The sequence below is a fragment of the Luteimonas salinisoli genome (genome assembly GCF_013425525.1).
Lineage (GTDB): Bacteria > Pseudomonadota > Gammaproteobacteria > Xanthomonadales > Xanthomonadaceae > Luteimonas > Luteimonas salinisoli.
Genome location: NZ_JACCKA010000038.1, coordinates 1 through 18,370 on the forward strand (window position 1 = coordinate 1; position 18,370 = coordinate 18,370).

General features: G+C 72.4%; 15 protein-coding genes. 8 read left to right on the forward strand and 7 right to left on the reverse strand.

The genetic code is table 11. The annotated features are described in order from the left end of the window. Nucleotides 1–286: 286 nt before the first annotated feature. On the reverse strand, nt 287–1,048 hold the full coding sequence (locus H0E84_RS05155) for an ABC transporter permease (RefSeq protein WP_180677569.1): 762 nt from the start codon (nt 1,046–1,048) through the stop codon (nt 287–289). Continuing rightward, a complete protein-coding gene (locus H0E84_RS05160; RefSeq protein WP_180677570.1) occupies nt 1,045–1,986 on the reverse strand; it encodes an ATP-binding cassette domain-containing protein in 942 nt (313 codons plus the stop codon). The genes H0E84_RS05155 and H0E84_RS05160 overlap by 4 nt, the downstream gene beginning before the upstream one ends. Nucleotides 1,987–2,265: 279 nt before the next feature. On the opposite strand from H0E84_RS05160, the gene H0E84_RS05165 reads away from it, so the two are divergent. Together H0E84_RS05165 and H0E84_RS05170 are read left to right on the forward strand one after the other, a co-directional pair. Next, nucleotides 2,266–2,826 (forward strand): sigma-70 family RNA polymerase sigma factor, encoded by a 561-nt coding sequence (locus H0E84_RS05165; RefSeq protein ID WP_180677571.1) that lies wholly within the window; start codon nt 2,266–2,268, stop codon nt 2,824–2,826. Next, nucleotides 2,823–5,603, forward strand: coding sequence for a tetratricopeptide repeat protein (locus H0E84_RS05170; RefSeq protein WP_180677572.1), 2,781 nt, complete (start codon nt 2,823–2,825; stop codon nt 5,601–5,603). The genes H0E84_RS05165 and H0E84_RS05170 overlap by 4 nt, the downstream gene beginning before the upstream one ends. A 13-nt stretch (nt 5,604–5,616) precedes the next feature. On the opposite strand, the gene H0E84_RS05175 is transcribed toward H0E84_RS05170, so the two are convergent. Next, nucleotides 5,617–6,354, reverse strand: a complete 738-nt coding sequence (locus H0E84_RS05175; RefSeq protein ID WP_180677573.1) for a CARDB domain-containing protein — start codon at nt 6,352–6,354, stop codon at nt 5,617–5,619. A gap of 155 nt (nt 6,355–6,509) precedes the next feature. Beyond that, nucleotides 6,510–7,157 (reverse strand): hypothetical protein, encoded by a 648-nt coding sequence (locus tag H0E84_RS05180; protein WP_180677574.1) that lies wholly within the window; start codon nt 7,155–7,157, stop codon nt 6,510–6,512. Between the two features lie 272 nt (nt 7,158–7,429). Here H0E84_RS05180 and H0E84_RS05185 point away from each other — a divergent pair, with 272 nt between their 5' ends. Then, nucleotides 7,430–8,839 (forward strand): peptidoglycan DD-metalloendopeptidase family protein, encoded by a 1,410-nt coding sequence (locus tag H0E84_RS05185; RefSeq protein ID WP_180677575.1) that lies wholly within the window; start codon nt 7,430–7,432, stop codon nt 8,837–8,839. Between the two features lie 181 nt (nt 8,840–9,020). On the opposite strand, the gene H0E84_RS05190 is transcribed toward H0E84_RS05185, so the two are convergent. The 3 genes from H0E84_RS05190 to H0E84_RS05200 form a co-directional block, all read right to left on the reverse strand. Then, on the reverse strand, nt 9,021–10,364 hold the full coding sequence (locus tag H0E84_RS05190) for an MATE family efflux transporter (protein WP_345776272.1): 1,344 nt from the start codon (nt 10,362–10,364) through the stop codon (nt 9,021–9,023). Nucleotides 10,365–10,396: 32 nt separating this feature from the next. Then, nucleotides 10,397–11,617, reverse strand: a complete 1,221-nt coding sequence (locus tag H0E84_RS05195) for a site-2 protease family protein (protein ID WP_219339603.1) — start codon at nt 11,615–11,617, stop codon at nt 10,397–10,399. Nucleotides 11,618–11,863: 246 nt separating this feature from the next. Beyond that, nucleotides 11,864–12,973, reverse strand: a complete 1,110-nt coding sequence (locus tag H0E84_RS05200) for an AI-2E family transporter (protein WP_180677578.1) — start codon at nt 12,971–12,973, stop codon at nt 11,864–11,866. Between the two features lie 233 nt (nt 12,974–13,206). Here H0E84_RS05200 and H0E84_RS05205 point away from each other — a divergent pair, with 233 nt between their 5' ends. The 5 genes from H0E84_RS05205 (at nt 13,207) to H0E84_RS05225 (ending at nt 18,271) form a co-directional block, all read left to right on the forward strand. Next, nucleotides 13,207–13,581, forward strand: coding sequence for a YciI family protein (locus H0E84_RS05205; RefSeq protein WP_180677579.1), 375 nt, complete (start codon nt 13,207–13,209; stop codon nt 13,579–13,581). Nucleotides 13,582–13,883: 302 nt separating this feature from the next. After that, entirely contained in the window at nt 13,884–14,846 is a 963-nt protein-coding gene (coxB, locus tag H0E84_RS05210; protein ID WP_345776273.1) for a cytochrome c oxidase subunit II, read from the forward strand. Next, the gene (gene ctaD / locus H0E84_RS05215; RefSeq protein WP_180677580.1) at nt 14,843–17,359 is read left to right on the forward strand and encodes a cytochrome c oxidase subunit I; all 2,517 of its coding nucleotides are present in this window, start codon (nt 14,843–14,845) and stop codon (nt 17,357–17,359) included. The genes coxB and ctaD overlap by 4 nt, the downstream gene beginning before the upstream one ends. Beyond that, nucleotides 17,356–17,733, forward strand: a complete 378-nt coding sequence (locus H0E84_RS05220) for a hypothetical protein (protein ID WP_180677581.1) — start codon at nt 17,356–17,358, stop codon at nt 17,731–17,733. Before ctaD ends, H0E84_RS05220 begins: the two co-directional genes overlap by 4 nt. Nucleotides 17,734–17,740: 7 nt before the next feature. Next, complete coding sequence (locus tag H0E84_RS05225; RefSeq protein WP_180677582.1) at nt 17,741–18,271, forward strand: DUF2231 domain-containing protein; 531 nt, start codon at nt 17,741–17,743, stop codon at nt 18,269–18,271. Nucleotides 18,272–18,370 lie beyond the last annotated feature (99 nt).

An 18,370-nucleotide genomic window follows, 5' to 3' on the forward strand; every position in this document is an offset into this window, starting at 1 on the left:
GCGCGATGCCAGCCTCTCGTTCGGCTACGACCAGCGCTTCGGCCCGCGCGGCGATACGCGCGCGGTGTCGCTGCGCTACGCGCTGGGGTTCTGACCCCAGCGCGCCGCTGTGCCCTCAGAACATGGCCCGTTGATCGCTCAGCGGCAGGTGGGCGGAACCCCTCTGTAGCACCGTGCCATGCACGCGAAGGCCGGCCCGGTTGGCGATGTCGGGATCACCGCCCACCGGCCGGAGCCTGCCGCGGCCCTCGCGGCCATAGGCCGCTGGCGTCGGCGCTGATGTCGCTCAGGCCTTGAGCTTCCAGCCGGTGCGGAAGATCCACCACACGATCGCCAGGCACGCCGCCAGGAACGCCAGCACCATCGTCGTGCTGACGGCGATGTGCACGTCCGCGGTACCGTAGAAGCTCCAGCGGAACCCGCTGATCAGGTAGACCACCGGGTTGAACAGGGTGATCTTCTGCCAGACCGGCGGCAGCATGCTGATCGAATAAAACGCGCCGCCGAGAAAGGTCAGCGGCGTGACCACCATCAGCGGGATCACCTGCAGCTTCTGGAAGTCGTCGGCCCACAGGCCGATGATGAAACCGAACAGGCTGAAGCTGACCGCCGTCAGCACCAGGAACCCGGCCATCCACAGCGGGTGCGCGATCTCGTAGGGCACGAACAGCCGCGCCGTGACCAGGATCAGCACCCCCAGCATCACCGACTTGGTGGCCGCGGCCCCGACGTAGCCGAGCACGATCTCCACGTGCGACACTGGCGCGGACAGCACCTCGTAGATCGTCCCGGCCCACTTCGGCATGTAGATGCCGAACGAGGCATTGGAAATGCTCTCGCCCAGCAGCGAAAGCATGATCAGCCCCGGAATGATGAAGGCGCCGTAGCTCACCCCGTCGATCTCGCCCATGCGTGCGCCGATCGCGGTGCCGAAGACGATGAAGTACAGCGAGGTCGACAGCACCGGGGAGGCGATCGACTGGGTGATGGTGCGGAAGGTGCGCGCCATCTCGAATCGGTAGATGGCCTTGACCGCATGCCAGTTCATGCCCGCACCTCCCGCGTGCCGTCGCGCACCAGACTGACGAAAATGTCCTCCAACGAACTTTCGCTCGAATGCAGGTCCTTGAAATCGATGCCGTGCTCGCCGAGCCGCCTGAGCAGGGCGGCGATGCCGGTTTCGCCCGCCTGCACGTCGAAGGTGTAGACCAGGGCGTTGCCGTCCTCGGCCAGCTCCAGCGGCAGGTCGGAGAACTCCCGCGGCACCGCCGTCAACGGCGCCTGCAGCTGCAGGGTGAGCTGCTTCTTGCCGAGCTTGTGCATCAGCGTGGCCTTGTCCTCGACCAGGATCAATTCGCCGTGGTTGATCACGCCGATGCGGTCGGCCATCTCCTCGGCCTCCTCGATGTAGTGGGTGGTGAGGATGATGGTGGTGCCGCGCTCGCGCAGCCGGCGCACCATCTGCCACATGTCGTGGCGCAACTCGACGTCGACGCCGGCGGTGGGCTCGTCGAGGAACAGCAGTTCGGGTTCGTGGGCCAGCGCCTTGGCGATCAGCACCCGACGCTTCATGCCGCCGGACAGGGTCATGATCTTGCTGTCCTTCTTGTCCCACAGCGACAGGTCGCGCAGTACCTTCTCCAGGTGCGCGGGGTCCGGCGCCTTGCCGAACAGGCCGCGCGAGAAGCGTACGGTAGACCAGACGGTCTCGAAAGCGTCGGTCGAGAGCTCCTGAGGCACCAGTCCGACCAGCGAGCGCGCGGCGCGGAAGTCGCGGACGATGTCGTGGCCGTCGACGCTCACGCTGCCCTCGCTGGCGGTGACGATGCCGCAGACGATGCTGATCAGCGTGGTCTTGCCGGCGCCGTTGGGCCCGAGCAGGGCGAAGATTTCGCCGCGCTGGATGTCCAGGTCGACGCCCTTCAGCGCCTGGAAACCGGACGCGTAGGTCTTGCCGAGATTGCGGATGGAGAGGATCGGCTGCACGCATGCTCCTTGTTGGCGCACCGCGCGCATGCGCGCCGCGCCGCGGCGAGAGGTCGGGAGGGGACCCAGCCTAGACGCCGGGAGCGCGCGGATAAAGCCCCTGGATTGCGGAATGATCTTCCCGCCAGCGGGACATTCGGCCGGCGGCCGCGACCCGCGCCGCGGCCGCGACCCAGGGCATACCCCACGTCCGACGAAGACGGCATCGCCACCGATGCGTGGCGGCCTGCCGTACCGGCGCCCCTGCTATGCTCGCCACAGCGTGGGGAGGGCTTGGGGATGTCGAGCGAGATCACCCGGCTGCTGCAGCGCCACCATCGGGGCGACCGCGCGGCCTTCGACCGCATGGTGCCGTTGGTCTACGAACGCCTGCGCATCATCGCCCGCGGCCAGATCGCGCGCGCCGGCCGGCGTGGCCAGACCCTCGACACCACCGCGCTGGTGCAGGAAGCCTACCTGCAGCTGGTTGACGAGGACGGCGTGGACTGGCAGGACCGCGGGCATTTCTTCGCCATCTGCGCGCGCGCGATGCGGCGCATCCTGGTCGACTACGCGCGCCGTCGGCACGCCGCCAAGCGCGGCGGCGGCGTAGCCGCCCTGACCCTGCAGCCCGACCTGGTGGCGCTCGACGGCCAGTCGCAGACCATCCTGGCGGTGGACGAGGCGCTGGAGGGCCTGGCCGCATTCAACCCGCGCCTGGCGCAGGTGGTCGAGTGCCGCTACTTCGGCGGCATGACCGAGGAAGAGACGGCGCGCGCGCTGGGCACTTCCCTGCGCACGGTGCAGCGCGACTGGATGCGCGCGCGCGCGTGGCTGCTCAAGGAACTGGCGCCGGCGTGAGCGGCGGCGAGGACCCGCGCGTGCGCGTCGACGCGCTGTTCGAACAGGCGCTGGAGCTGGAAGGCGCGGAGCGGCAGACCTTCCTCGAGCGCGAGACCGCCGGCGAGCCGGCGCTGCGCGCCGAGCTGGACGCGCTGCTGCGGCTGGTCGATACGCCGGCTCCGCAGCTCGATCCGGTGGCGCTGGCCGACGGACCGGTCTGGCGGGCGCTTGCCGACGGGCTGGACGGGGGCGCGGACGAGGCGCCCCCCGACGCCGACAGCGGGCGCCGGATCGGCGCCTGGCGGCTGCTGCAGGAGCTCGGCCGCGGCGGCATGGGCACCGTGTACCTGGCCGAGCGCGCCAGCGGCGGCTTCCAGCAGCGGGGGGCGCTGAAGCTGATCCGCCCGGGCGTGGACTCGGCCGAGTTCCTGCTCCGCTTCGCCCAGGAGCGGCAGATCCTGGCCTCGCTCGAGCACCCCGGCATCGCGCGGCTGCTCGACGGCGGCCGCGACGAACATGGACTCCCCTGGCTGGCGATGGAGTACGTCGAGGGCCGGCCGCTGGACCGCTACTGCGACGCGCTGCGCCTGGACCTGGACGCGCGCCTGGCGCTGTTCGCGGACATCGGCCGCGCGGTGGCCTACGCGCACAGGCATCTGATCGTGCACCGCGACCTCAAGCCCTCGAACATCGTGGTCACCGACGCGGGCGCGGTGAAGCTGCTCGACTTCGGCATCGCCAAGGTGCTGTCCGGCAGCGGCGGCGCCGACGAACCGTTGACCCGCACCGCGGCGCGCATCTTCACACCGGAGTACGCGACCCCGGAGCAGGTGACGGGCGCACCGGCCACCACCGCCACCGACGTCTACCAGCTCGGCCTGCTGCTGTACGAGCTGCTCACCGGCCAGCGCGCGCAACAGCGGGCCGACGATTCGCTGGCTGCGCTCGAGCGCAGCGTGTGCCAGTACGCGCCGCCGCGGCCCAGCCTGCGCGTGGCCGATGCGGACACGGCCGCCTGCGCGGCGCGGCGCACCACGCCGGCAGCGCTGCGCCGGGCGCTGCGCGGGGACCTGGACAACATCGTGGGCAAGGCGCTGCGCAAGGCCCCCGAGCGCCGCTACGCCACCGCCTCGGCACTGGTCGACGACATCGAGCGCTGGCGCCAGGGCCGCCCGGTGCTGGCGCGGCCGGAGAGCTTCGGCTATCGCACCGGCAAGTTCGTGCGCCGGCATCCGTTCGGCGTCGCCGGTGCAGCCGCCGCGCTGCTGCTGCTGCTCGCCTACTCGGTCACCGTGACCCTGCAGGCCGAGACCATCGCCCGCGAGCGCGACCGCGCCCGCGCCGAGGCCACCCGCGCGCATCAGGTACAGGCGCTGGTGCTGCGCCTGTTCGAGGGCGCCGACCCCGAAGCCTCCGGCGGCGCCCAGCTCAGCGCGCGCGAGCTGCTCGATCGCGGCTGGGAAAGCATCGAAGCCGAACTGGGCGACCACCCCCAGGTACAGGCGGAACTGCTCGGCACCGTGGGCGAGGCGTATCGACAGCTCGGTCTCTACGACCGTGCCGAGCCGCTGTTCGATCGCGCGCTGGAACAGGCAGCCACCGTCGCCAGCGACGATCCGCGCCTGCTGGCGCGCGCCTTGCGCAACCGCGGCCGGTTGCACACCGACCGCGGCGACTACCCGCAGGCTGACATGCTGCTGCGCGACGCGCTCGCGCGCTTCCAGGCCGCGGCCGCGCCACCCCATCCGGACATCGCCGACACCCTCGACGACCTCGGCCATGCCGCGTTTCGCGGCGGCGACCACGCCGCGGCGCTGGCGCTGTACCGCGATGCGCTGGCGATGCGCCGACAGCTGTTCGGCGAGGCCCACGTCGATGTTGCCCAAAGCCTGGACGGGATGGGCGTGGTCCTGCGCCACCAGGGCGACTACGCCGGCGCCGAGCCGCTGCTCCGCGAGGCCCTGGACCTGCGCCGCCGGCTGCTCCCAGCGACCCATCCGCGGCTGGCCGGCAGCCTGTCCAACCTGGCGCTGGCGCGCAGCAACCTCGGCGACTACGACAGCGCCGCGGCGCTCTACCACGAGGCGCTGGCGCTGGCGATCCAGGTGCACGGCGACAGCCACCCGCAGGTGGCCCGGGTGCTCAACAACCAGGCGCGCCTGCTGCACACCCGCGGCGATTTCGACGGCGCCCTGGCGCTGCTGCGCCGGGCGCTGGAGGTACGCCGCCGGGCATTCGGCGAACGCCACCCGGCGGTGGCGCAGAACCTCAACGACCTCGGCCTGGCGCTGACCCAGGCGGGCGACCTGGATGCCGCCGAGCCGTACTACCTGCAGGCCCTGGAGGCCTACGAGCCGGACCATCCGTGGCGCTCGGCCACGGTCTACAACCTGGGCTGGCTGGCCGAACTGCGCGGCGATTTCGTCGCCGCCGAGCGCCACTACCGCGAGGCGCTGGCGCGGCAGCGGATCGACTACGGCGAGGAGCACGAGCGGGTGGGAACGGACCTGTCCCGGTTGGGGCTGGTGCTGCACCGGCAGGGTCGGCTGGACGAGGCCGAGCCGCACCTGCGCCAGGCGCTCGAGATCTACCGCAAGCGCCTGCCGGCCGGGCACCAGCGCCTGGCGCTGGCGCTGCTACCGCTGGGCGAACTGCTGACCGACCGCGGCGAGCGCGACGAGGCGCTGCCCCTGCTGCAAGAGGCCTGGCAGCTCAGGCACGACACCTTCGGCGAAGCGGACCCGCGCACGGTCGCCGCCGCCGACGCCCTGGCCCGCGCCAGCCGAACGCGCTGACCCCTGCCGAACGTCAGTCCCGGGCGCGCGTCGCGCGGCGCGGGCCGCAGTCGCCCTCGACCGTCACCCGCACCCGCCGCAGGTTGTTCTGCTCGTCGGTTTCCATCACCTGCTGCGCGGCATCGGCGTGCACGTACAGCGTCCAGGTGCCGGGCGCGAGCAGGATGTGGCCGCTGACGGTACTGGCGACGCCGGCCGCCAGCGCCGGCAGCGGATCCTCGGCCAGCTGGGGGCCGTCGGGTGCATCGAGGAAGATGCGGTTGACCGCGGCCGCCGAAGCGCCCGGCCCCTGGTTGCGGGTGGGATAGGCATAGCGGAACACGCACCGGCCGTCTTGCTGGCGCACGGCAGCGCTGGCAGGCAGCTGCGTGCTGGTGCCCCAGCCGACGGGCCCGGTACCGATGGTGAAAGCGCCGACCAGGGAGAGGTCGGGCAGGACGCGCGCCTGCATGATCTGGCGCCCCTGCCCCGGACCGCCGTCGTCGTCCTGGGTCTGTCGCCCCTGCCCCGGACCCCCGTCGTCGTCGTCCTGGGCCTGGCGTCCCTGGCCGGGGCCGCCGTCGTCATCGGCCTGCTGCGGGGGCACCGCGACCGCGCGAAGCGCCCGGTCGTCGGCCCTTCCGGGACGCGGGGTGGCCTCGGCCGGCTCCGCGGCCGACACCCGCTGCTGGGCGGCAGCCGCCCCCGGGATCGCGAGGGCGAGCGTGATAGGGGCGAGCGCGGCGGCCAGGCCGCTGAACTGTCTGGACATATGTGTTCTCCTCTGGATCGTGTTGACGGGACAAGGCGCCGGTATCGGTCAACGCCCATACCGCTTCTGGACCGCGCCGGCCGGCCCGCACCCGGCGCACTCCACGGGGAGCGCCGGATGCGGGAGCGGATCCGGAGGGCCGCACGCGACGCCGGTCAGCTGCCCTGGCGGCGCGACGCCGGCGCCTGTTCGCCCTGGCCGCCCTGGCCGCCCTGCGGCGCAAGGTTGCCGGGCAGGCAGCGCAGCACCGGATTCACGCCGGGCGGCACCGGCTGCCAGCCGTCGGGACAGCCGATCGGCTGCGGCGGTGCGGCACGCCCGGGCGCCAGCGAGACGACGATGTCGTCGGGCAGGCAGCGCAGTGCCGGGTTGACGCCCGGAGGCACCGGTTTCCAGCCCTGCGGGCAGGCCCCCGGATCCGCCGGTGCGGCCGTGCCGGGCGCGGGCCGGGCGGCGATGCTGCCGGGCTGGCAGCGGAAGATCGGGTTGACCTCCGGGCCGACCAGGCGCCAGCCGGCCGGGCAGGCGCCGGGATCGACCGGCGCCGCACGCCCCGGCGCCGGCCGGGCGACGAGGTTGTCGGGCAGGCAGCGCAGTGCGGGGTTGAGGCCCTGGGGCGCCGGCTTCCAGCCGACCGGACAGCCGGCCGGCGGCGCGGCGGCCATGCGCTGCTGCGCCTGGACCGGCCCGGCGGGCAGCGCCAGGCCGAGGACGGCGGCCGCCACGGCCACCAGTGGGGCGTGGCGCAGGGTGCGCGGGAGCCGGCGTGCGCCGGCGGGTTGGTTGGCGGCTGCGAAAGACATCGTGAACTCCTGTGAATGATTCGGGGGACGGCGGTTGCCGCGAGGCCCGCCCTGCGGCCTGGCGATCGCCGGCCGGAAGCGGACTCCCCCATGAAGTCGCAAAGGCACCGGCGATCCCGCCACCCCGGGATCGCAGCGGGGGCCCGTCCCCCGGAATGGCGCGGCGGCGGGGCTTCGTTGTGGCCCGTGGCGGGATCCGGCGCTCCGCTGCGACTCCCTGGATACAGCCGGCTCCGCTTCCCGGCTGCGGCCCATCACCAGGAGTCCCGACCATGTCCAGTCACCGTAGCGCCGCCCAGTTGCTCGCCACCTGCGCGCTGCTCGCCGGCGGCCACGCCGCCGCCATCGACCCCTCCCAGGGCGTCTACCGCATTCCCTACGCCGACGGCACCGAGGTCCGCGTGACCAACGACCACGTCCGCCACGCTCCCCCTGGGCGGATCGACATGCGCGGCCGCGGCGGCGGCACCTACCGCATCGTCGCCGCCGCCGACGGCCACGTGCGCCATATCGAGGACGGCTTCGACCAGCGCCTGACCTGCAAGAAGGGCGACGGCCAGCCGCGCAACAACAACTACGTCTGGATCGAGCACGCCAACGGCGAGTGGACCAAGTACACCCACATGCAGAAGGGCTCGGTGACCGGCCGCCGCAAGGCCAACCTCCGGGTCGGCCAGTTCGTGAAGGCAGGCACCTGGCTCGGCGACGAGGGCGAGGTCGGCTGCGCCAGCGGCCCGCATCTGCACTTCGAGGTCGGGGTGCCGCGTGCCAGCGATCCGATCAGCAGCGTCGGCGGTTTCCTGCAGGACAACGACGACAGCGAGCGCAATCGCATCCCGCGCATCTGCGGCATCTCCGGCGGACGCTTCGCCAGCGACACCAGCTACACCGCCCGCCGGGTGCCCGGCAACATCGCCGCCGGCGCCCGGGAAGTGGCGCGCCACGGCGTGCCGGCGCGCGACTACCAGTGCCTGTACGACCAGGCGGTGGCGGCGGGCTACACCCTGGAATGGATCGACGGCTTCGACGTGGGCGGCGCGGTGCACTACAACGCCGTGTTCCGCCCCGCCGGCAACACCGTCGCCGCGGCCTTCCACGGCCTCACCGCCGGCCAGTACCAGCAGCGCTTCGGCGAGTACACCCGCAGGGGCTACCAGCCGCACCAGGTGGAGAGCTACGGCAGCCGGCAGGGGAGCCGGTACGCGGTGATCTTCAGGCGCCAGTCCGGCCCCGCCTACAGCGCCTACCACGGCCTGTCGGCCGAGGCGCACCAGCAGCGGATGGACGCGCTGACCGCCGACGGCTACCGCCCGCGCAACGTCTCGGTGGTGTCCAGCGGCGGTCAGCGCCGCTATACCGCGCTGTACGAACGCGCCGACATCGGCAGCTGGCAGGCCAGGTCGGCGCTGACCGGGGCGCAGTACCAGGAGGTCTTCGAGGCCAACTCGAAGCAGGGGCGCCAGCTGGTCTATCTCAACGCCTACGTGCACGACGGGCAGCCGCATTTCTCGGCGATCTGGAGTTCCCGCGCCAACGGAGCGTACCGCGCACGCCACGGCCTGACCGGCGCCCAGTACCAGAGCGCCTGGCAGGACGCGAGCGGCGCCGGGCTGCTGACCCGCAATGTCAGCGGCTATGGCATCGGCGGATCGGCGCGATATGCGGCGGTATGGCGGAGGTAACCGCTGCCCCGTCGAGCCGCGACGCGGCAGGAGCGCCGGCCAGGTGTCGCGCTCCTGCCGCCGGGCGCCTCGCCGCTCGCCTCACGACTTCCCTGGAGCGGGCCCTTGCACGCGACAACGCTGCAGCGCGACGCAACGCCGCCTGAGGGGGTCGGGAAGCGCCACGGCATGCCCGGCCGCGTCAACCGGAGCCCTGGTCCAGTCCCGCCGCCAAGCGTCGGCAGTACGGCGCCAACGCCAACGCCCGCGCGAGCACGAACGCCACGAACGCCACCCACAGCCCGTGGTTGCCGAACCATCCCGCCAGCGGCCACACCAGCAGCAGGAACACCCCCAGCGAGACCAGTCCCGCATCGCGCATCTCGCGCGTGCGGGTGGCCCCGATGAACACCCCGTCGAGCTGGAATGCCGCCACGGACACCAGCACGTACAGCGCGGTCCACGGCAGGTAGGTCGCGGCCGCGTCGCGCACCGGCTGCAGCGCCGTCAACGCTTCCACGACCATCGTGCCGAACGCCGCGATACCGAGCGCAAGCACCGCCGCGGTGCCCAGCGCCAGCTCGCTGGACAGTCGCACCGCGCGCCGGAAGCGCTGCGGATCGCGCGCCCCCACCGCCCCGCCCACGAGCGCCTCGGCCACGAAGGCGAAGCCGTCCAGGAAGAACGCACTGAACGACACCAGCTGCAACAGGATGTGGTTGGCCGCCAGGGTGACATCGCCGAACCGCGCGCCCTGGTTGGCGAACCAGCCGAAGCCCAGCAGCAGGCATAGCGTGCGCACCAGGATGTCGCCATTGGCCGCCAGCGACTGCCGCAGCCTTGCGCGATCGGCGATGCGCGCCCACGGCAGGAACGGCTCGCCGTCGCGATGGCGCCGGCGCAGCAGCCGCCACAGCAGCACCGCCGCGACCGCGCAGGTGGCCCACTCCGCCAGGGCCGTGCCCAGGCCGATGCCGCGCGCGCCCATCCCCAGCGCCGCGGCGAAATACACGTCCAGCCCGGCGTTGAGCCCGTTGAGCAGCAGCTGCACGGCCAGCAGCGTGCGCACCTGGCCCAGCCCGATCAGCGCGCCGCTGAGCGCGTACAGCGCCAGCGCCGCCGGTGCGCCCCAGATCCGCGCCGCGTAGTACTCGCGTCCGACCGACTCCACCGCGGCGCTGCCGTCCATCAGTGCGAAGTAGCCCTGCACCAATGGCCACTGCAGCACCCACAGGCCCGCACCCAGACCGACGCCCAGCAGCACCGAGCGGCCGAGCGTGGCCCGCACCTCCGCCTCGTCCCCCGCGCCGTCCGCCTGCGCGACGAAGCCGGTGGTCGCCATGCGCAGGAAGCCGAAGCTCCAGTAGACGAAGTTGAACAGCAGCGCCCCCAGCGCCAGCGCCCCGAGGTCCGCCGCCGTGCCGACGTGGCCGATCACCGCGGTGTCCACCAGGCCGAGCGTCGGCACCGCGGCATTGGCGATGATGATCGGCCAGGCGCGGCGGGCGATGGCGGTGCGGGTGATGGTTGGGAGGGGGGCGGGCACCAGACGCCTTGCCTCCTGCGAACAGGAGTGACTCACACGGATCGCCCGGCATCGAGAATTCGCGCACCCGGTGGAGAACCGCGTTTCGAGCGGTCCTGCAACCGCTCTTCCAGCTGGTCCAGATACTCCCCCATCATCGCCGCACTCGCCGGATCATGGATCCGCGGCACCGCCGCGCGCGCCTGCGCGGCCAGCGCCCGGGCGCTTCCGGCGTCATCGCCCATCGCGGCAGCCTCGGCATCCAACCAGAGGCGGAACGGCGTCAGGTCCAGCAGGCCACCCTCGCACAGCGGGCGCCACGCGGCCAGCAGTGGGGCGTCGCCGTTGCGGGCGGCATAGGTGGCCAGCATCAGGGCCACGCCCTGGCGCTGGCCATCGGCCAGGTCGGAGTAGCCCGCGGCCAGGGCCTGTGCGGCAGTGCCGGCGGCCGCCCGGTCGCCGCTGTCCAGCGCCCAGCTGATGCGCATCAGTTGGGCCGTCAGCATCACCTCCTGCGGCAGGCCGTCGGGCACCTCGAGCCGTTCCACCGGCCAGTCGCGGGGGCGCACGCCGGCCACGGCCAGGGCCAGCACGCACTGCTGGGCGCGTGCGACGCGCGAAGCCGGTGTATCGCGCAGCAATTCGCGCAGAACGTAGCCGTCGCTGTACCAGCCTTGCGACCGGATCGGCAGCAGGTTGACGACGCCGAGCGCAACGCCGCCGAATGCGGTGGCGCCGAGCGCCACCGTTGCGGCAGCGCCTGGCGACGGCGCGAACGCGAGTACGGCCAGCGCGACGGCGGCGGCGAGCAGGTTGGCCAGGGGGCCGCCGAGGATGAAGACGGCGGCGGCGCGGCGCGACTCGGCCCTGGCATCGGGCAGCAGTGCGGCGAAGCCGGCCAAGCCACGGATGCCACCGCCCCAGCGCAGGCGCCAGCCGCCCATCCCGCGCTCCAGACGCAGCGGACCGATGCCGGCACCCATCAGGCGGCGGCCGGTCAGCAGGCCGGCGACGGCGTGGCCGGCCTCGTGGACCACGACCTGCAACCACAGCATGGCGAGGACCAGCAACAGCAGGCCGGCGAGTGTCGGCAGCGAGTGGTGCTCCGCCAGGATGTCGACCACCCAGAGCAGACCGACACCGCCGATGGCGCCGACGACGAACTGCACCACCCTCGCGGGCAGGGATGGTCTTGAGGGTGCGGCGGATTCCGCGATTCGCGGATACAGCGTGGCGGGACCGGCCATGGGGTGGCCGTCGCGTCGTGTGGTCATCTCAGCACCCCCGGATGGCGTGGCTACCTTACCGGCGCGGGGCGGCGGGTGCATCCGGGGTTGGGTGGGGGGGCGGCGGGACCGGTCGCCCTCGCCCCGCCCCTCGCACTGGCGCGCGGACGCGCTCTTCGGGACACGGACGATCGCTCGCGAGCGCGCCGCGGGTTCGGCGCGGAGACAGCGGAGCAAGCTTCGCTCCACGTGCGACTCCCGGTCTTTCGGCGACGGGCCGAAGCTTGCTTCGGGTCAGGCCGGGGGGCCGGCCGGGGCGCGGCCCCGGGGGCCGCCGCGCCGGCCGTCGAGGCGGCCGTTGCGCGACATCAGCACCGCGATCGGGCGGGTGCCGGGGAATTCGGACAGCACGATCGCCAGCACCGCGGTGATCGGCACCGCCAGGAACGCGCCGGGGATGCCCCACAGGCCGCCCCAGGTGAGCAGGCTGGCGAGGATCACGAACGGGCTGAGGTTGAGCGAGTTGCCCATCAGGTAGGGATCGAGGAAGTTGCCGATCACGAACTGCGCCGATGCCAGCAGCAGCAGCAGGGTGATCACCGTGCCCGGGTCGCCGAACTGCACGATCGCCCAGGCCACCGGGAACAGCACGCCGAGGAACGAGCCGATGTAGGGCACGTAGTTGAGCACCGCGATCAGCACCGCCCAGAAGCCGGCGAACTCCAGCCCGAACGGCGCCATCATCGCCCAGCTCACCACGCCCAGCAGCACGTTGACCAGGGTCTTGACCGACAGGTACTGGCCGGTGCGGCTGTTGATGCTGTCGAGCACCTGGTGGATGCGCGACACGTCGCGCGGATCGTCGGACAGGCTGCGCAGCTTGGCCGGGAAGACCCGTTTCTCCAGCAGCAGGAAGGTCACGTACAGCAGCACGATCAGCACCGTCATGCCGACGCCGGTCACCGACACCACGGTGCTGCCGATCAGGTCCTGCAGCCGCACCTGGGCGAGGAAGTCCTCGCGCAGCGCGGTCCAGGTGGGCGCGGCACGCAGGCCGAAGAACTCCGCGCCCTGCTGGATTCGCTGCAGCAGGGTGTCCTGGTAGGTGGGCGCCAGCTGTACGACGCGGCCGAAGTTGTTGACCACCAGCGAGACGCCTGCGGCGACCACCACGCCGATGCCGAGGATCGACAGCAGGTAGCGCAACGGCGCCGGCAGCCACCGTCCGACCAGCGGCAGCGCGGTCAGCGCGCGCGCCAGGCCGATGATCACGTAGGCCACCAGCACCCCGAACACCATCGGCACGAACACCTGCTTGCCCACGTACAGCACCCAGCCGACGATCAGCGCCAGCACCGCGCCGTGCACCACCGACTGCAGGCGGTCGCCCTGTGCCACGCTCATGCCCCCTGCCGCCGACGGCCGCGGCGGGGGTGGGGTGACGCCACCGGTCGGGATATGGGCATGCTGGTTCCGGGCAGGACGCGGGACTCCGCGGGGCGGGTGCATTCTGGCATTCCCGGCGTGAGTCCGGCGCCGCCGCCGGCGCGCCGCTGCGTTGCGGCAACGGGCGAGGTGGCGGCGCGCGCGCCGATGCGGCCTAATTGGCTGCCCTGCCACTCTCCCCGGATCCCGTCATGCAGTACCTGTTGCTGGTCTACACCGACGACACCCTGCTCGAGGCCCTGCCCGAAGGCGAATTCGACAGCATGATGCGCGGCTGCCTGCAGCATGCCGACGCGCTGCGCGAGGACGGCCGGCTGCTGGACTTCCAGCAGCTGGAGGCGCCGGCCAGTGCGCGCTCGGTGCGCATCCGCGGCGGCCGCGCCAGCGTCACCGACGGGCCGTTCGCCGAGACCAAGGAGGTCCTGGCCGGCTTCAATCTGGTCGAGGCGGACAGCCTGGAGGAGGCGGTGCGGATGGCGCAGGAGTTTCCCTGGGCCGGCACCGGGTGCATCGAGGTGCGTCCGGTGCGCGACGTCGGCGAGGTGCGCAGGCGGGTGGGCGCCTGAGGGCCGGCCGAGCTCGCGGGCGGTTCGCGATTTCCGTCGCTCCCACGGACGCGTGCCGGGCCGGGAATCATCGCCAACTCCGCCGGCGGCACCCCAGCCTTCGCGGCCATGGGCCGCTCCTGTAGGAGCGTGCCGTGCACGCGAAGGCCGGCGCGGCATGACTTCCCGGCAATCACCGCCAACCCGCCGGAGACGCCCGCGGCCTTCGCGGCCATGGGCCGCTCCTACAAAGAGCGTGCCGTGCACGCGAAGGCCGGCGCGGGGCGCGTTCACATTTTCTGATTGGGGGCGCCGTTAGCTTGGTGGCTGCAGGACGCCGCCGCGGCGGCGCCATCGACGGCACGAGGGAGCGCACGATCCGACACCGCGACTGGCATCGCTGGACCCGCGGCGCGTTCGCGACAGCGGGCGCGGCCGCGCTGTGCGCCTGCACCGCGGGTCCGCAGTCCACGCTCGACCCCGCAGGACCCGCCGCGGCGCAGATCGCCCAGACCTGGTGGCTGATGTTCTGGACTGCGGCGGCGATCTGGACGCTGGTGCTCGGGCTGCTGCTCTACGCGCTCCTGCGCGGCCACAACACCCGCGCGCTGGCGCGGCCGCAACGGCTGATCGTCGGCGGCGGCCTGCTGCTGCCGGCGGTCGCGCTGGCGGCGCTGCTGGTCTACGGCACCGTCACCAGCGGGCGGGTCACCGGGCTAGGCGAGACGGTCGATGCGGTGATCGAGGTCGAGGCGCGGCGCTGGGTGTGGGAGTTCCGCTATCTCGACGGCGACGGTGGGGTACGCGCCACCTCGACCGACGCGCTGGCACTGCCGCGCGGGCGGATGGTGGAGTTCCGCATCACCAGCGTCGACGTGATCCACAGCTTCTGGATCCCGCGCCTGGGCGGCAAGATCGACGCCCTCCCCGGGCGGGTGAACCGGCTGCGCCTGCGCGCCGACCGCGCCGGGCCGATGCGCGGCCAGTGCGCCGAATTCTGCGGGCTGGAGCATGCGCACATGGACTTCGCGGTGCGCGTGCTGGAGCCGGACGCGTGGGAGAGCTGGCTGGCCGCGCGCAGCGTCGGAGCCCCTGGCGATGCCGAGCGCGCCGGCGGCGGGCAGATCGATCCCGATCCCGCTGCGGGCGCAGGTGGCGACAGCGACGCCAATGCCGATACGGGCGACGAAGCCGGCGCCGGGCGCGACAGCGGTCCGCACCCCGCGGCCGGGATGCGCGGCGATGCGGGCGCCGAAGCGGAGACGGCGCAGAGCGCCGCGCCATGACCATCGCGCGCGAAGCGGTCGACGAGCCCACCAACCGCTGGCGCCTGGCGGAGCTGGCGCGGATCTGGGGCAACGCCCCGGGATGGCGCGGCCAGCTGACCGCCGTCAACCACAGCACCGTGGGGCTGCGCTTCATCGCCACCGGCTTCGCCTTCCTGCTGGTCGGCGGCATGCTGGCGATGTTCATCCGCCTGCAGCTGGCCTGGTTCGACGCCGAGGTGCTGGACCCGCGGCGCTACAACCAGTTCGTGACCATGCACGGCACCACGATGATGTTCCTGTTCGCGGTGCCGATCATGGAAGGCTTCGCGATGTACCTGATCCCGAAGATGCTGGGTTCGCGCGACCTGCCGTTCCCGCGGCTGTCGGCGTTCGGCTACTGGTGCTACCTGTTCGGCGGGCTGTTCCTGTACTCCAGCTTCCTGTTCGACGCCGCGCCCGACGGCGGCTGGTTCATGTACGTGCCGCTCACCGACGCGACCTACTCGCCGGGAATGGGCGCGGACTTCTGGCTGATCGGGGTGACCTTCGCCGAGATCGCCGCGGTCACCGCCGCGGTGGAGCTGATCGTCGCGATCCTGCTCACCCGCGCGCCGGGCATGGATATCCGCCGGATGCCGCTGTTCGCCTGGGCGATCCTGGTGACGGCGTTCATGATCGCGTTCGGCTTTCCGCCGCTGATCCTGGCCAGCGTGCTGCTGGAGATCCAGCGGGCATTCGACTTCGCGTTCTTCGAGGTCGCGCGCGGCGGCGACCCGCTGCTGTGGCAGCACCTGTTCTGGCTGTTCGGCCATCCCGAGGTCTACATCATCTTCCTGCCGGCGGCCGGCGTGGTGTCGATGGTCGTGGCGACATTCGCCAGGCGGCCGATCGTCGGCTACACCTGGATCGTGCTGGCCACGGTCGCCACAGGCTTCCTCAGCTTCGGGCTGTGGGTGCACCACATGTTCGCGGTCGGCATCCCGCTGCTGGCGCTGGGCTTCTTCAGCGCGGCGAGCATGGCGGTGGCGATCCCGATGGGCATCCAGGTGTTCTCGTGGATCGCCACGCTGTGGTCGGGCAAGCCGTGGCTGCGGGTGCCGATGCTGTACCTGTTCGGGTTCTTCTTCGTGTTCGTGCTCGGCGGGCTGACCGGGGTGATGCTGGCGCTGGTGCCGTTCGACTGGCAGGCGCACGACACCCACTTCGTGGTCGCGCACCTGCACTACGTGCTGATCGGCGGGCTGATGTTCCCGCTGTTCGCCGGGCTGTACTACTGGCTCCCGCTGGTTGGCGGGCGGATGCCCTCCGAGAGCCTGAGCCGCACCGCGTTCTGGCTGGTGTTCGTCGGCTTCAACCTGACCTTCCTGCCGATGCACCTGACGGGGCTGCTGGGCATGCCGCGGCGGGTCTACACCTATCCCGCCGAGCTGGGCATCGAATGGCTCAACCTGCTGTCCACCGCGGCCGGCTTCGTGCTGGCGGTGGGCACGCTGGGGATCCTGATCGACGCCGCGCTGAGCCTGCGCCTGGGCCGGCGCTGCGCGCGCGACCCGTGGCACGCCGGAACCCTGGAGTGGGCGATCCCGCAGCCGGTGCCGCAGTACAACTTCGCTTCCATCCCCGGCGCCGGGGATCGTTACCCGCTGTGGTCGCATCCGGCGGTGGCCGACGAGTCCGCGCGCACCGATGGCATCCTCGGCGACCCGGCGGCCGGGCGCCGCGAGCTGCTCGGCACCGGACTGCTGTCCGCCATGCCGGAACAGGTGATCCGGATTTCCCATTCCACCTGGCTGCCGCTGCTGGCGGCGCTGAACATCGCGCTGCTGCTGGCCTGTTTCATCGCCAAGCTGTACCTGGGCGCGGCGCTGCTGCTGGCGCCGCTGCTGGCGCTGTTCCTGGCCTGGGCCTGGAGCACCGGCGACCGCCACGCGCCGGCGCGGATCGACGCCGCGCCGGGGCTGTCGCTGCCCTCGCAGTACGCGGCGCGCAACGCCCCGGGATGGTGGGCGCTGGTGATCACCCTGCTGATCGACGGCTCACTGTTCGCCTCGCTGGTGTTCGCCTACTTCTATCTGTGGCTGGGCGGCCCGGCCTGGCCGCCGCCGGGCATCGCCACCGGCGGCTGGACGATGCCGCTGCTGGCGCTGGCACTGCTGGGCGGCTGCGCGGTCGCCGCCGAGCTGGCGCATCGCGCCGGCCGCCGTGCGCGCACGGGCGCCGGCGGTTGGCTGCTCGCGGCCATGCTCGGCGGCGGCTTCGTCATCGCGCACGTGGCGGCGCTGGCAGGTCCGGTGGGACCGCCGCAGGCGCATGCCTACGCCTCGGTGGTGTGGACACTGGCCGGCTTCCACGCGGTGCACGTGGCGGTGGCGATGCTCGCGTCCGGGTTCGTCCTGGCACGGATCCGCCATGGCCTGGCCGGCCCCGCGCGGCCGCTGGAGCCGCGCGTCGCCGCCGGGCTGTGGCGCTATGCGGTCGGCCAGGGCGCAGTGGCCTGGGCGGTGATCCACCTGTTCCCGAGGCTGGCATGAGCGGGCGCCGGCTCGGCCCGCTGCGCCTGACCGGCATGGCCGCGCCGATGGCGGTGTGGGCGCTGCATTTCGTGGTGGTGTACAGCCTGCAGGGCCTGGCCTGCGCCGAGGGCTGGCAACGCGACCGCGTGACCGGGGTGGAGGCGGCGAGCTGGTGGTTGTTGCTGATGACGCTGGTCGCGCTGGCGGCGATCGCCTGGCTGGGGTTGCGCGCCTGGCGCGCATGGCGCACCGCACGGGCGGCACCGGCCTCGGCCCCGGACGCGCGCCGGCACCGCTTCACCGCCGCGGTGACCGCGCTGCTGGCGCTGCTGGCGGCGATCGCGGTGGTGTTCACCACCATTCCCGTGCTGCTGCTGGCGCCCTGCGCCTGAGGAACCGATGGTCAAGAAGCACCTTTCGCAACCGGTCCCGCGCACCCGCAGTCATACGGTCGAGAGCCGGATGTCGATCGCGCACCACCCGATCCATCCGATGCTGGTGGTCTACCCGGTGGCGCTGCTCAGCCTGGTGTTCCCGGTCGACCTGGTGTTCCTGTGGATCGGCGACGGGTTCTGGGCGCAGCTGGCCTACTGGCTCAACGCGGTAGGGCTGGCGATGGGCCTGGTGGCGGGGGCGGTCGGCACCTTCGACATGTTCTCGATCCGGGTGGTGCGACACCACGTCTCGGCCTGGAACCACTTCATCGTCGCGGTGATGGTGCTGGCGATGGCGGCGCTCGGGGTGTGGCTGCGGGCACCCGGCGCCGAGGCCGCGGTCTGGCCTTGGGGCCTGCTGCAGTCGGCGGCGATGCTGCTGCTGGTGATGGTGGCCGGCTGGCTCGGCGGCACCCTGAGCTTCCGCCACGGCATCGGCGTGTACGGCGACGAGGAATCGCACGCGCTGGGCAAGGACGAACCGCCTGCCGAATAGCGCCTGCCGTCAGCGTCCGGTCGCCAGCGGCATTCGCGCAGGACGCCCAGCGCCTGCGGCGGAGGCGGCAAGTCGTCGCATTCGATTGCGAGGCGTGTG